Below are 14,731 nucleotides of genomic sequence, written 5' to 3' on the forward strand. Positions count from 1 at the left end.
AACTAAACATTAAAAACGCCGCCACGGCTGCAAGCCGCGGAACGTTAATAGCAATTATTCTTTAGACTCCATAAACTATGAACGAAAGAAATAGAAAAGTTTTGACTTTAGTTGTGAAATGGGATATGGAAAATTACTTGTACGAGCATGGTTTCAGTTTGGAAGAATTCGGCCAATCCTACTACAAAATGTATATACACGAAGAAAAGCTAGAACAACCTGAACATATTTTCAAATACTACAACGATTCCCAAAACAGTATAAATTCATTATTAGAAGGTTACTTCTATTTTTCTGAACCAAAAAAGCTAAATGATCCATTTGAATGCCTAAATAATAGGGAAAAACAAATTATAAACGCTGCCAGTAATAAAGAGAAAATTATTGAACATAGAGAAAATATTGGAATTTGTTCTTTTAGTTTAACGAATGAAAGTCCTATATTATGGGGACATTACACAAATAATTATCACGGATTTTGTTTAAGATTTGATAATAATCTCATAAAAATAAATGAAGATTTACCCGTTAAAACCCACGTATCATATCTTAAAAAATATGAACCTGCAAATAACTCTTTAAGAGAAGCCAAAAAGCAGATTATGGATGCACAGATTAGTGAAGATTTAAAATCTGCAATCCATGCACATTTAACGACCGTATTTGAATATAGTTGGAAACAATATGACTGGAATTATGAAAATGAATTTCGGTATTTATCCTTTAGTGCAAATTCGTTTCAGAGAAAATTTAAATTCGACAAAAATGCTTTACAAGAAATATACATTGATTATCGTATGAGAAGTAGAAATCGTAATGTATTCAACCTACTAATGTTTATCTTAAAAAACAAATATCCTCACGTAAAAGCATTTGAAGTTAAGCCACATCCATTGGTTGTGAAGTTAGAGTTTAATCAAATAGAGGTAAAACTTGAAGGATAACAGCTGCTAATAGTGGTTTAGCCCCCCGCTACCGCACGAATCCTTTCGTGTGGCTAATGGACAGTCAATTATTTTCAGCATAATCCTGATAAATAATTAGAATGTGATGCTTCCTTCGTCAGCATGACAAAGATTAAACAAAACGAATCACTACTTACTCGTAACCGCAGCACTCTCCGGGAAATCCTTACTGCGTTCCCCTTGTATAAACATTTTCAGGGTATTGAAATGAATGGTAAACGGCACCATTTTCCAGTGCATGTCTTCTTCTGTTTCCGGGTTTACATATTGGTACCAAAGCGTATAAGCCGTACTGTCAAATCCTTTCTTAAACTTAGGTGCGCCGGCTTCGTCGCTTTCTATACCCCAAATGACGGCTCTTTTAGGCTGTTCGTGGAGTTGGTAAAAACCGGTACCGTTTTCGTTTAATTCCACCGTTGGTTCTGCGCCTTTAAACAAATACGTTCCGGCTATCGGATAATCAATATCGGTAGTGAGGTAGTGAATACCGTCTTTGGCTTCAATTTTGGTTGACTGGGCGAAAGTGTTCGCTGCAAATACCAATAAGGCAACAAGGAGTAAATTTTTTGGCTTCATAAATTTTTACGTTTACTTTGAAATAAAAATAAAAAGTATTCGAGGTCAATGGTCGGAGGCAGAAAATTAGTTATCAACAGTTTGAAGCTGTTAAAATGTTCATTTCTTATGTGTTCATTTTGCCTTGATGCAAAACGAACCAAAAAATCAAGCCTGCATAGTCTTAGCTTAAAAACTACCTCGCTTTTCATTCCGCGTCCCAAGCCGTTCGCTTCGCTCAACTCGTGCAACGCTGCCATTCAAAGCTTCGTTGTTTTTTAACGCTAATGCTATGAGGGCGGCTTATATCACTGCTGAAGTTCTCGTATAGTTCCTTTTACGCAGTGTAGATTTAAAAATTCGTTAAATTTGATATTAAGAGGAGAATGTCCGGTGGACATTCGGTTTTAGTTTATACCTGACTGCCATTGGCAGTCCTCCTTTTAATTTCAAATGTTTTCTTTGGACAAGCAAAGACCCGAGGCTGAAAGCCGAACAGAGCGTAGCTAAAATGAACGAAGAAAAATTAAACCACTCCTTCCTGATGGTGCGCTCTTTCCCCTATTTGTTGTCTCCACATCGCGTAGTACAAACCTTTGTCCTCAATTAAATCAAGGTGTTTGCCTTGCTCAATAATCTTGCCTTGTTCCAATACAAATATCTTGTCGGCATGCATAATCGTGGATAGGCGGTGCGCAATCAGTACGGTAATCTGGTCTTGTTTGGAAGAAATGCTGCGGATGGTTTTGGTAATCTCTTCTTCGGTAATCGAATCCAAAGCCGAAGTGGCTTCATCAAACAACAACAATCTTGGGTTGCGCAATAACGCACGGGCAATAGACAATCGCTGTTTTTCACCACCCGATACTTTGATACCGCCTTCGCCAATGGTGGTGTTGATGCCATTTTCGGCGCGTTCCAATAAGTTCTGACAGGCTGCTTTTTGCAACACATCATACAACTCTTCATCGGTAGCCGATGGTTTTACAAACAATAAGTTGTCTTTAATCGTTCCCGAGAACAACTGCGCATCCTGGGTCACAAAGCCCAACTGTTGGCGCAACTCGGTAAGGTCAACATCTTTGGCATTGATGTCATTATAGAAAATAGACCCTTGTTCGGGTGTGTATAGCCCAACCAACATCTTAACCAAAGTGGTTTTCCCACTTCCAGATGGTCCGACAAAGGCAATAGTCTCGCCTGCTTTGGCTTCAAAGGAAATGTCTTTTACGGCATAAGTCGAAGCCGATTGGTGTCTGAAGGAAATATTCGAGAATTTCAAATTGGTGATAGAACCCATGGTTTTTGGGAACAAAGGCGTTTCTTCGCTTTTGGCATTCATCAGATCACTGAAATTGTCCATAGACGCTTTGGTCTCGTTATAAGTGGCAATCACATTCCCCAATTCCTGCAACGGATTGAACAAAAAGAAAGAGAAGAACATCAGCGTAATCAAATCACCAGGTTTGATAATCCCTTGAAAAATGAACATATACAAAGCAAACACCAAAGTCGTTCTCATAAAATGCACCGTTGTTCCCTGTATAAAACTCAGCGAACGGATGAAACGTACTTTCTTTAATTCGAGGCCTAATATTTTGATGGTTGTTGTGTTCAAACGATTTACTTCCTGCTCGGTAAGACCAAGGCTTTTTACCAATTCGATATTGCGTAAAGATTCGGTTGTAGCACCGGCCAATGCGGTCGTTTCGCCTAATATCTGACGGGAAACGACTTTAATCTTTTTGCCCAAAAACGAACTGATAAACGCAATAACAGGAACGGTAGCCAAGAAGATTGGTCCTAAGAGCCAATGAATGTTAATGGCATAAACCACCACAAAAATAATCCCGATAATCGTTTGGAACACCATAGAAATCGACAGCGTGATGAACTTTTCACAGTCGTTTTTGACCTTTTGGAGTTTGCCCAAAGTTTCGCCACTGCGTTGGTCCTCAAAATCCTGATAAGGCAACTGCAATGCTTTTTGGATTCCATCGGTATACATATTAGCACCGGTGCGCTGGATAATGATATTGGTAAAGTAATCCTGGAAGTTCTTAGCGATGCGCGACATCATTGCGGCGCCGAGAGACAGTGCCAACCAACCCAAAACAGCCTTAACAAAAGCAGCTTTATCGTGGTTAAAATTATCGACGCCAACACCACATTGGTTTAACAATTTACCAATAATAATGGAATCGCAAAGGGAAAAACATTGGTTAATAGCGGCTAAGAACAAAGCAAAAAACAAAAGAAGTTTGTGTTTCTTGATGTAGGTATATAATATTTTCATGAATATAAATAGTAATTGAAGAATGCAAAATTACAACTATATCATTTCAATTTGGAGCATCATTATTCTTTTTATCTATGGTGGATTAATATTTTTTACATGAAATAAATAATGTCGTGGGTCAATTTCTTTCCGTTTAAGAGCTTTAACAGCTTAAAACTTGTTAATTAACTGATAATCAATATGTTTTAATGCGAATTATATAAAACACTACGCTATTTATGTAACACACTTTTGGATTGAAGGGGTTAAATTTGATATTCATTTTTATCATTTATTAATTTCTAAATAACAATGCTATGATCACAACAGAAAATAAAACCATCTCTATCGAGAGAACTTTAAACCTACCATTAGCAAATGTTTGGAAAGCCTTTTCCGAAGCCGATAGTTTTAAAAAATGGTGGGGACCAAATGACTACTTCTGCCCCGAATGCACTATCGATTTTAAAATAGGCGGAAAATATTTAGCCTGCATGGAATCTAAAAAAAACGGTGAGAAAATTTGGTCAACCGGTAGTTTCCTTGAAATCAATGACTATCGAAAAATAGTGTATACCGATTGTTTTGCCGACAGCGAAGGAAACAAAGTGCCCGCTTCCTATTATAAAATGCCGGGAGAATGGCCTTTGGAACTTATCGCTACCGTAGAACTTGAGGCTGTTGATGACAGAACCCATATCTCGTTGGTACATGAAGGCATTCCGGAAGACATGCATTCCGAATGTATTGCCGGATGGGAACAATCACTGGATAAGCTGGAAGAGAATGTAAAATAAACTGTAAACAAACAAACCTTAAATAATATCATTATGAAAAATAACAATGGAGTAGTGCATTTTGAAATGCCTGCAGAAGACAGAAAACGAATGGCCGATTTTTATGCCGATGCTTTTGGCTGGAAAACTGAGTTGCTTGGTGAAGATATGGGAAACTATACGCTAGTCACCACGACTGAAATCGATGAAAAAGGAATGATTAAAAATCCTGGAGCTATCAATGGAGGATTTTATCCAAAAAATGATGTTCCTAAGGAACAACAACATCCTTCGGTAGTGATTGGTGTGGAAGATATCAACGAGACCATAAACAAAATCAGAAACGCCGGTGGTCAAGTGCTTGGCGAACCGGTTGAAATTCCAGGTCATGGAATGTATGTTGCTTTTAACGATACCGAAGGTAATCGATCTGGCGTCATGCAGCCTTTTGAAACAGTGGAATAACACTTTTCGTTTATAAAATAACCAAAGCGCATCGAGAGGTGCGCTTTTTCATTTATTAATTTCATTACCTTTACTGTAAGCCAAAAAACCATGAGAAAACTCCCAATCTTAACCATTTCCCTTTTGATTGCACTAACTATTTTCAGCTGTAAAAACACCGAAGAACAAGAAACACCAATAGATGAAGTCGTTGCTGCCGATACCATTTCGGCAGAAAAACCAAACGAACTAAAAGGTATAGTTTTCAGGGAAATTTCAGAAATACCACAGTTAAAAGACTATGAAGATCAGGCCGGTACTATCATCAGTGAGAAGGACAGCCTCGGAAATTATAAATACGCCATAGGCCAATATGGAAATGATAAAAACTTCCTTATCATTTTAGAAGAATTGGTCAAAGAAGCAGGGAATCCAAAATCGAAATTTAAAATTCTGGATACGCTCAATATCCCTAAGTTGAATCCGGATGAATTCTTAACCTTCGCCACCTGCAGGCTTAATGAAGTTTATGATAACGAAATCATTGCTATTGTCAAATCCATCGGTAGCGATGATGTAGAAACTTATGATCAAATTATCAAAGCCTGGCGTGCCGATACCAAAACCCAGAAGATAATCCCGATTGAGGATGTCAAAGGAATCGATTGCGTTAATGAAAGTTATTAGCTGTAGTTTTTGGCCTAATTAACTTTCAAAACTGCATCTTAAAATACTATAACATTTCCTGAAAATCCTATAATGCAATTTTACCTTAAAATGCAGAACTTAGTACTAGCATCAGGTTGCAGTATAAATCGTTGTAACTAAGCTAGCCGGCACTGTAACCTGATGTTTTTTTTATGTCAATTAAAAAGAAAACATCATGAAAAAGTCAGTTTTTTTTATGCTTTATATTGGGTTGTTTTCTTTACTCATTTCCTGTTCTGCAGGTTATGTAGAGACTGAACCCACTTATGTAGCAGTTTACAGAGCGCCACAACCTCAGCCAACCTATGTCTGGATTGATGGCGATTGGATATGGAGAAACAACGTTTATGTATATCGTGAAGGGTATTGGGCACCACCGAGAACCAACAAAGTTTATGTAAAAGGTTACTGGAAGCATGACAACCGAGGACATCGTTGGGTAAAAGGCCGATGGAAATAATTTTACTTAAAGCGTATTTTCGAATGCGCTTTTTGTTTGAAGTGTGAAAATTTGTCGAACTTATTCTACAACCAATACATAAATGTATTACAATCTAAACGCCTTAAGTGCCTTATTTTTGTAACATAGTTTGAAAAAACAATTATTTTTGCCGCCCCAACTCTTTAACATTTGTTTAAAACCTACAGCAAACAAATAGTAAATTAAAAAAACAGAGAGTAAAAAAACCTTAAACCCACAGCGTGTTCGTGCGGACCTATCTTTTTTTTGAAAAAACAACAAGGTGTGTCAATATTACCCATGATGCATTGGTATAAAGATTGCTTGAGAAAATTACCCCTTTCTCTAGTAGAACTAACCTGTCATCATAATAACGGCTCTAAACCAAAACCTAACTTTTATTAAAACGTGCCCTATTGAAATCTATTTATTTTAAAACACTAAAGTTTCAGGACCGAAAAGTGGTGCATTATACGTTGCTGATTTGCATCATCCTTTTACAATTCATCGCTGTACTCATTTGGTATAACGAAACGGCTAATGAAGACAAGATTACCAATGCTTTTGATGACATTGATCACGCCAATGAAGTTTCTCAATTTACCGGTAGGTTGAATAATGCTATCATCCGGTCTCAGGAATCGTTTAACAATTACATCTCTACTAAAGATCCTATTTCCTTAGACAACTATATTGGGTTTTTAAAAGAAACCAGTTCACTGATTGACAGCCTTAATCTAAAGACCAAAGACCGTGAAGCTTTTAAAACTTTGTTGGCCAGGAAAGATAAAACCACAGCCGACATTCTACAGATAAAATCTTCGATAGATTCTATCATCAACCGACAGATTCACGCCAATTCAAATGAGGTAGTTAAACCCTATCAGTTTGACAGCCTTGAATTCAACAAAGTGCTCGACAGCTATGACACCGTTACTTCAGTCAAAATTGACAGTATCTCTAGAAAAGGATTGTTAGCCCGATTGATAGCCGCTTTTTCAGGCAAAGTTGAAATCCAGAAAGAGCTGCTGAGTACGGTTGTAACCATGAAATTTAAGGACAAAGTTAAAACCGGAACCATCGAAGAGCAGATGAAATATTTAATTTTGACCAGTAATAAGTATTATGCCGCTGAGTTTGACAAATTAAAATATGCCTTTCTCAACCTGAAAAAAAAAGACATCGAGCTCATCAAATTCAACAGCGAACTGTTGTTGCTGAGTCAAACTGCCCTACCCGATTTTACCAATGCGGCCAATGATTTAAAATTCAACAGCCAGCAAAATCTAAAAGGTCAATTTGAAACCAATAAAGCCATCCGCAGTTATTCTATCCTAGCGATTATCGTTTTGATGTTTGTCATTTCACTTATCCTTTTTGGATTCACCCGTTTGGCCTTCGAGTATGAAAACAGGCTGACCACAGCACAGGAAAAAATCCGTCAGAGCCTGAATTTCAAAAACCGGATTATGGGCATAATTAGCCATGAGATACGTTCGCCTTTGAGCATTATTTCAATCTACAGCCAAAGGATAAGCAAATCTGTCAAAGAGCCGGAAATCAAGGAGACTTTCAAGTCTGTAGAGTTTACAACCAATTCATTATTGCTGTTATCCAATCAGATTTTGGAATACTCCAAAGACGAAAACCATCAACCAGCCCTAAAAAACAAAAATTTTTACCTGAAGAACGAACTCCAGCAAATAAGCGATTCTATGTCCTCATTGGTGGAAAGCAAAGGCAACAAGCTCGACGTTAAAACCAATTTGGATTCCGATTTCGAAGTCTATTCCGATGCCGTGAAGATTCATCAGTTGTTCTATAACATCATTGGCAATGCCAACAAGTTTACCGAAAAAGGTTTGATTAAAGTAAACATAGAACAAGACGATGCCTCTGACTTTGAAGTCAACCTCAAAATAACCATTGAAGACAATGGCATTGGCATTTCCGAAACCGATTTACAACATATTTTTGAATCCTATTATCAGGGAAGCATTTCCGAAAAAGTAAATGATTTGGGCGCTGGTTTAGGACTCAATCTCTGCAAGGAAATCGTTGAGCTTTTTGAAGGAAACATTGAGGTGAAAAGCAAAGAAGGTAAAGGAACAACGGTGATATTTAATTTAATCCTAAGTAAAGTTTAAAAGAATTATACGGCTAATCTACTATAACTAATATACCACTAACATGAAGCCCGCTCAAAATTATACTTTTTTAATTGCCGACGATCACAGCATTGTCAGACAAGGCGTTTCCTTATTAATCAAAGAGTTGTTTTTTAGTGCCAAAATTCATCAGGCCGGCAGTTTCAGGGAAACACTCAAGGTACTTAGAGAAACCAAAATTGATTTGTTAGTCCTAGACATCAATTTCCCTGACGGTAACAGCCTTAACATCATCGCCGATATAAAGACCATTCAGCCCGATATTAAGATACTGATTTTTTCCGCTTATGATGAAGATATCTATGCGCTGCGTTATCTTAATGCCGGAGCATCGGGTTATCTCAATAAAGGCAGCAATGAAGAAGAAATGAAACACGCCTTAAAAAGCATGATGGTTTCAGGGAAATACATTACCCAAAACATCAAAGACAAAATACTGGATTCCTATATATCCAAAAAACCTGTCAATCCATTGGAGTTGCTTTCCAACCGTGAGGTGGAAGTGGCACGCTTATTAATAAAAGGCTATGGTAACATGGAAATAGCAGAGCATTTGAACATCAAGAAATCAACCGTCAGCACTTTTAAGAACAGGATTTTTGAGAAACTTGAAATTGACAATCTTGCCGATCTGATTGATTTTTTTCAATTGTATAACTAATCCTGAAATCATTTAATTTTCTTAATGCATTTTTACGAAAAGTAACCTGAAACGGTTGCTTTTCCTGTAGTAGCAATTCTACAAATAAGTCGCGTCAATTCTACAAATAGCTACTTTTCATTGCTTTAGATTTGTCCATACGAAATCATGGTTATTAGTAGTGTCGATGTTAGTAGTAGTTAACATAATGATTGTGGGAAATCCTAAAAAAATCCTATCGGCCATAAATAGCCTCACTCTGTTTGTCGGTAGGATTTACAGGGATTGATTAAGGGAAATTATCCAACAGATTTTGACGCAGAAAGACCAATGATACATAAAAAAACCGTTTCAATATTAAGCTACATGACCTTTATCGGTTGGATCATTGCTTTTATGGAATATCGAAAAGGGTCAAAATCATCTTTGGTAAAATTTCATCTGGAACAATCATTCGGGTTGGGTATCATTGCGATTGTGACCAATATCGTAATGGCCATACCCATTTATTTTGACTCATTTTTTCTTTTATTATTAATTATTAACAACATGGGATTGGTTATACTTTGGATTGCCGGAATAATAAGTGCCTATCATGGTGTGAGACTGCCATTGCCATTTATTGGATTTTATTTTAAAGACAAATTTCGTTTTATCCAATAAGTTGACCATCCCATTTTTTTCAAATAAAGGTCTCACCATTGTATGATTGATCAAATTAACAAACTCATTGCCCTAAACCTTATGATTCTGTATGCTTCGGAACACAAAATCATGGGACTGACCGATTTTAAGGACGAACAGGGAAAACCGATTCCCGGTGCTAAAATGTTGGCCGAAATAATGCAACAAAAAGAACTGATAAAAAACTATACTGACGATGAACATGGCTATCAATTAACCGAATTAGGTGAATACATAGCCGAAAGCGGCGGTTGGCTCATCTATTTAGAAAGGCTGAAAAAATTAAAAAGCCACGACACTTTTCACCAATCCGGTAAACCAAAAAGCAAAAAACTGTTTACCGAATTACTCATCGCTGGTCTTATTATGGCGGTTTTATGCATTTTGATTATATCCTGCATTTAGCCAAATAAACATTACCCTTTTTGTCCTTGATTCGGAATACCGCTAATCTATCCGAAAGTCCTGATGGTTTATACTGTTGGGGCTTTTTATTTATTTTATATCTTAGCCTTATTCTAAACCTACAACAGATGAAAAAATTATTACTCCTTCATATCTTTCTCTTTGCTTTTGCTGCTACCCAAAGCCAAACCATCGACGAAACCCTGATTACCGGCAAATGGAAAGTCAAAAAGGCCACAGCACTCAAAGACGCAGACAAACCCGAAACCAAAGAACTGGTAGCCGGTTTTCAAAAAGCTATTTATACTTTTAACGAAGACCATAGTTTTGCCTTTGAAACCAAAAGCTCCGCCAAAATGATGGAACAGCTAGAGAAGTTATTCCAGAACAAGAAATGGATATTCGACAAAAAGAAAAAACAAATTAAGGTCGGACTCAAAAATGAAGGCTATACCACTATCATATTTTTAGTTCGGACCGAGGAGAAAAAAATCATTTTCACCATTGAAGATGCCCAAATTGAATTGGTCATGAAGAAACAGTAAAGACCTTTCCAACTGAAAATCTCATAACATTTTTGTCAAATTTTATAACACTTTACAAAGCGGATTAGCTGAATTTTACTACTATGAAAAAGTTTCTCATAGTAGCAATGATCTGTTTGGCGTTTTTGGCTTGCAAACAGGAAAAAACTGTGCTGGTCAAAAAAAAGGCTTTGCCCGAAAGACGACAGCCCAAGAAAGTCGCTTATGAATGGCAGAATGCAAAAAAATGGCTGGCCAAAACCACAGACCAAAATGCCATCAAAATTGCCTTAGCGGTAAACCGAACTGACAAAGCCAACTTTGTCAAAATGGATTCGGTGGTGATTCCTATCGATTTGACCGGTGATATTGCTTACTATCTTCCCTTTCCCTTTGAAGTAAATGCATTGGAAAACGTTGATAAAATCATCTTCTTTTCCTATCCGACACAAACCTTTGGTGCTTATGAAAATGGCGTTTTGATTCATACCGGTCCAACGAATATGGGTCGGAAAAAGGACCAAACACCAACCGGATTGTTCTTCACCAATTGGAAAGCAGAAGAAACCACCAGTACTTTCAACGATGAATGGGATTTAAAATGGAATTTTAATATCGCCAATAAATTGGGCGTAGGCTGGCACCAATATGAATTACCCGGTTATCCGGCATCGCATTCCTGCCTGCGTCTTCAGGAAAAAGATGCGCGTTATCTTTATGATTGGGCTGACCAATGGGTTTTGCTCGATGATGACACGATTGAAGTGAAAGGAACACCGGTGATTATTTTTGGCGCTTATGATTTTGGCGCGCCCAAACCTTGGTCACAATTAGTGAAAAATCCTAAAGCATTAAAAATATCTGAAAAAGAAATTGCACAACAAGTAAAACCGTTTTTAAAAAACATCTTAACACAACAACAGAAAAGAGTGGAATACAATAAGGAAAAGTAAATGTCAAAATCAAATACCACTCTCCGAGGGCATTCTGTAATGGAATGCCCTTTTTTAATAGTACCCGATTGTAAGTTTATCAAATTGAAATAATTATTTCCTATTTTTGGGTAACCAATATCACAACATTGCTCAAACTAAAACCATATAAAGAAATCATCTCCTATGCCGTTTCAATGGCCGTATTGCTTTTATTGTTGCGATGGCTGGAGTTTCGCTTTATGATTGTAGAGCATCAATACGAAATATACATTGGGATTATTTCCATTTTCTTTCTGTTGTTTGGCATTTGGATAGCCAATAAAATTACTAAACCCAAAGTGGAAACCATAGTCGTGGAAAAAGAAATTCGTGTGCCGATTGAAGACTTTGTTTTAAACAAAATCGAATTACAACAACGAAACATCAGCAAGCGCGAACTGGAAGTATTGACCTTGATGGCCCAAGGGTTAAGCAATCAGGAAATTGCCGAACAATTGTTTGTGTCACTCAATACGGTAAAAACACACAGCGCCAAACTCTTTGAAAAGCTCGAAGTCAAGCGCAGGACACAAGCCATTGAAACAGCCAAAAAGCTGCAACTCCTGCCTCCTACTTTAGGATGATTTTTGAAAAATCACCCAAAAGGATGAGTGCCAAAATCCTGTAAACACTAACCTTTGCTACCTAATCAAATACAAAATAACATGAAAAAAATTATTATTACTTACGGACTTATCGCAGGTGTTATCGTCACTTCTTTTATGGTGTATGGCACTGTACAAATGAACAAAGGTGACTTTGAACCAAGCATGGTTCTCGGCTATGCCGGAATGCTGATTGCCTATGTTTTTGTTTTTTTGGGAATCAAAAGTTTCCGCGACAATCACAATGAAGGCGTAATCACTTTTGGAAAAGGTTTAAAAATCGGGATGCTGATTTCGTTGATTGCAGCGACCATCTATGTTGGTGTCTGGCTGATTGAGTATTATTGTTTCTTCCCTGATTTTATGGATAAATATGCCGATATCATGATGAAAAATTATGAAAAGGCAGGATTAACGGCAGCGGAAATAAAAGTCAAAGCAGCGGAAATGGAAGGTTATAAGGAAATGTATAAAAATCCGATTATGGTAATACTTTGGACGTATGTCGAAATATTGGTCCCAATTGGTTTATTGGTACCGGTTATCAGTGCGCTGATCCTAAAAAGAACGGTGAAAACCGCTTAAAATTTTGTGCAACATTCTTAAATAAAAAAAATGAAAAAAGAAAAAATCCTGTTTTGGACCGCCACGATTCTCATCTTCCTGTTTGAAGGTGTAATGCCGGCACTGACTTCACAAACCGAAATGGCCAAAGAAGGCATCAGGCATTTGGGTTATCCTGAGTATTTTGGAAATGCTTTGGTCGTTTTTAAAATCTTAGGCGTATTGGCTTTAGTCATTCCGCAGGTTCCAAAAAACTTAAAGGAATGGGCTTATGCCGGTTTTGTATTTGACTTCCTGTTTGCTTCCATCAGTTATTGTGTGGTGGACGGTTTTGGCTTTCCGGCCGTTTTCCCACTGATTGTATTAGCCGTTTTGATGGTTTCTTATTTTTATTATCATAAGTTAAATGCAGCAAAAGCTAACCAACAGTAAATTATGTCATTCCAAGCTTATTTAGACAATATCAAAGCCAAAACCGGTCTTAGCACTGAAGACTTCAAAGCACTGGCAGAAAAGAAAGGGTTTCTCGAAAACGGAAACCTGAAAGCCGAGGTCAAAGCCGGACAAATTGTGGCTTGGCTCAAAGAAGATTATGATTTAGGCCACGGACACAGTATGGCTATTTTTGCCGCATTTAAAGGTAAAACCTCTTAAAGATGAAAGAACCAAAACGCATCTGCAGTCTATATCAAAAACTCTATAACGGCAGTCCATGGATTGAGATTACCATCACTGGCGTTTTGGAAAATATTACAGCCGGGCAGGCAGCGAAGAAAGCTTTGCCCAATGCCAACACCATTTGGGAAATCACCAATCATATCATCTCCTGGCGGAATAATGTGCTGCGGAGAGTTCAGGGAGAAGTAATTACTACACCCAATAACAATTATATTGAACCGGTAGAAGATACTTCTGCCGACGCCTGGAAAAATACTTTAGAGCGATTGGAAGTATCACAAACCGCCTGGATTAATTTTCTGAATGATTTCAATGAAAATGATTTTGAAAATATTTACCCAAACAATGAAATGACTTATTACGAGCATATTCAGGGAATTATCCAGCATGATTGTTACCATTTGGGGCAAATAGTCATCTTAGCCAAAATGGTTTCTTAGAGGTATCGCATAGCAACTTTAACAATTAAGTTTTAAAAAATGGCAAAACAAATTTTTATCAATTTAGCAGTAACCAACCTGCAGAAATCTATGGATTTTTATACGGCATTGGGTTTTACAAACAATCCGCAATTTTCGGACGATACCGGAAAATGCATGGTTTGGAGTGAAAATATATTCGTAATGCTTTTGTCACATGAAAAGTTCGCCAACTTTGCGACCAAACCCATAGCCGACACTAAATCGACAGTCGCCGGACTATTTTCATTATCGGTTGACAGTGTTGATGAAGTAAACAGCATTGTAGCAAATGGCGTTAAAGCCGGCGGAACAGAACCCAGCGAAATGAAAGATTATGGTTTTATGCAACAGCGAACCATCGAAGATTTTGACGGTCACACCTGGGAGATTTTCTATATGGACATTTCTAAATTTCCAACAGCATAGCCAATATGAGTAATAACGAAGTCAATTCTTATCTCGATAAACTGGAACATCCGCTAAAAGACGAAATCATTCTCCTGCGTGATTTTATCAAAGGCGATTTTCCGGCATTGACCGAAATCATCAAATGGAATGCACCAAGTTATCAGTACAACGGCATCGACTTTCTGACGTTTAATTTGGCCAGGCCAAATGACATTAAACTCATTATACACCGTGGCGCCAAAAAGCAGGAAATGCCTTCGTCCAAATTAATCGAAGATCAAAGTGGTTTACTCAAATGGGCTGCCAATGACCGGGCCGTAATTACTTTTACCCAATTGGCCGAAATTACAAATCATCGGGAAAACCTGAAATCCATTATTCAGAATTGGATGGGCAAACTGTAAAAACAAAAAAGCCAATTCGTTTGAATTGGC

General features: G+C 37.5%; 20 protein-coding genes. 18 read left to right on the forward strand and 2 right to left on the reverse strand.

The genetic code is table 11. The features are described 5' to 3' along the window. Positions 1-77 precede the first annotated feature (77 nt). Positions 78-944, forward strand: a complete 867-nt coding sequence (locus tag P1K33_RS11195) for a DUF2971 domain-containing protein (RefSeq protein WP_284653058.1) — start codon at positions 78-80, stop codon at positions 942-944. Between the two features lie 150 nt (positions 945-1,094). Here P1K33_RS11195 and P1K33_RS11200 read toward each other — a convergent pair whose 3' ends face one another. After that, on the reverse strand, positions 1,095-1,541 hold the full coding sequence (locus P1K33_RS11200; protein ID WP_284653059.1) for a hypothetical protein: 447 nt from the start codon (positions 1,539-1,541) through the stop codon (positions 1,095-1,097). Between the two features lie 505 nt (positions 1,542-2,046). Further along, positions 2,047-3,816, reverse strand: coding sequence for an ABC transporter ATP-binding protein (locus tag P1K33_RS11205; RefSeq protein WP_284653060.1), 1,770 nt, complete (start codon positions 3,814-3,816; stop codon positions 2,047-2,049). Between the two features lie 299 nt (positions 3,817-4,115). On the opposite strand from P1K33_RS11205, the gene P1K33_RS11210 reads away from it, so the two are divergent. From P1K33_RS11210 to P1K33_RS11290, 17 genes are all read left to right on the forward strand, one after another. Further along, a complete protein-coding gene (locus P1K33_RS11210; RefSeq protein ID WP_284653061.1) occupies positions 4,116-4,595 on the forward strand; it encodes an SRPBCC family protein in 480 nt (159 codons plus the stop codon). 33 nt (positions 4,596-4,628) lie between these two features. Continuing rightward, a complete protein-coding gene (locus P1K33_RS11215; protein ID WP_284653062.1) occupies positions 4,629-5,039 on the forward strand; it encodes a VOC family protein in 411 nt (136 codons plus the stop codon). 90 nt (positions 5,040-5,129) lie between these two features. Beyond that, positions 5,130-5,705: a hypothetical protein gene (locus tag P1K33_RS11220; RefSeq protein ID WP_284653064.1), complete on the forward strand. Its 576-nt coding sequence runs from the start codon at positions 5,130-5,132 to the stop codon at positions 5,703-5,705. Between the two features lie 196 nt (positions 5,706-5,901). After that, positions 5,902-6,186, forward strand: coding sequence for a hypothetical protein (locus P1K33_RS11225; protein ID WP_284653065.1), 285 nt, complete (start codon positions 5,902-5,904; stop codon positions 6,184-6,186). 416 nt (positions 6,187-6,602) lie between these two features. Continuing rightward, entirely contained in the window at positions 6,603-8,333 is a 1,731-nt protein-coding gene (locus tag P1K33_RS11230; RefSeq protein ID WP_284653066.1) for a sensor histidine kinase, read from the forward strand. Positions 8,334-8,376: 43 nt separating this feature from the next. After that, positions 8,377-9,015, forward strand: coding sequence for a response regulator transcription factor (locus tag P1K33_RS11235; protein WP_284653067.1), 639 nt, complete (start codon positions 8,377-8,379; stop codon positions 9,013-9,015). A gap of 309 nt (positions 9,016-9,324) precedes the next feature. Continuing rightward, entirely contained in the window at positions 9,325-9,657 is a 333-nt protein-coding gene (locus tag P1K33_RS11240) for a DUF4870 domain-containing protein (protein ID WP_284653069.1), read from the forward strand. A gap of 42 nt (positions 9,658-9,699) precedes the next feature. Next, positions 9,700-10,083: a hypothetical protein gene (locus tag P1K33_RS11245; RefSeq protein WP_284653070.1), complete on the forward strand. Its 384-nt coding sequence runs from the start codon at positions 9,700-9,702 to the stop codon at positions 10,081-10,083. Between the two features lie 128 nt (positions 10,084-10,211). Continuing rightward, the gene (locus P1K33_RS11250; RefSeq protein WP_284653071.1) at positions 10,212-10,628 is read left to right on the forward strand and encodes a DUF5004 domain-containing protein; all 417 of its coding nucleotides are present in this window, start codon (positions 10,212-10,214) and stop codon (positions 10,626-10,628) included. A gap of 83 nt (positions 10,629-10,711) precedes the next feature. After that, positions 10,712-11,560, forward strand: a complete 849-nt coding sequence (locus tag P1K33_RS11255; protein WP_284653072.1) for a L,D-transpeptidase — start codon at positions 10,712-10,714, stop codon at positions 11,558-11,560. Between the two features lie 128 nt (positions 11,561-11,688). After that, on the forward strand, positions 11,689-12,165 hold the full coding sequence (locus P1K33_RS11260) for a response regulator transcription factor (RefSeq protein ID WP_284653073.1): 477 nt from the start codon (positions 11,689-11,691) through the stop codon (positions 12,163-12,165). Between the two features lie 81 nt (positions 12,166-12,246). After that, on the forward strand, positions 12,247-12,771 hold the full coding sequence (locus P1K33_RS11265) for a DUF4199 domain-containing protein (RefSeq protein ID WP_284653074.1): 525 nt from the start codon (positions 12,247-12,249) through the stop codon (positions 12,769-12,771). A 30-nt stretch (positions 12,772-12,801) separates the two neighbouring features. Then, a complete protein-coding gene (locus P1K33_RS11270) occupies positions 12,802-13,182 on the forward strand; it encodes a DoxX family protein (RefSeq protein WP_284653075.1) in 381 nt (126 codons plus the stop codon). A 3-nt stretch (positions 13,183-13,185) separates the two neighbouring features. Beyond that, the gene (locus P1K33_RS11275) at positions 13,186-13,404 is read left to right on the forward strand and encodes a DUF4287 domain-containing protein (RefSeq protein WP_284653076.1); all 219 of its coding nucleotides are present in this window, start codon (positions 13,186-13,188) and stop codon (positions 13,402-13,404) included. A 2-nt stretch (positions 13,405-13,406) separates the two neighbouring features. Then, a complete protein-coding gene (locus P1K33_RS11280) occupies positions 13,407-13,868 on the forward strand; it encodes a DinB family protein (RefSeq protein ID WP_284653077.1) in 462 nt (153 codons plus the stop codon). A 39-nt stretch (positions 13,869-13,907) separates the two neighbouring features. Further along, positions 13,908-14,315, forward strand: a complete 408-nt coding sequence (locus tag P1K33_RS11285) for a VOC family protein (protein WP_284653078.1) — start codon at positions 13,908-13,910, stop codon at positions 14,313-14,315. 5 nt (positions 14,316-14,320) lie between these two features. Then, positions 14,321-14,701 carry a DUF1801 domain-containing protein gene (locus P1K33_RS11290; protein ID WP_284653079.1) on the forward strand — a complete coding sequence of 127 codons (381 nt, stop codon included), beginning with the start codon at positions 14,321-14,323 and terminating at the stop codon, positions 14,699-14,701. Positions 14,702-14,731 lie beyond the last annotated feature (30 nt).

It is taken from the genome of Flavobacterium terrisoli (assembly GCF_030167905.1).
Classification (GTDB): domain Bacteria; phylum Bacteroidota; class Bacteroidia; order Flavobacteriales; family Flavobacteriaceae; genus Flavobacterium; species Flavobacterium terrisoli.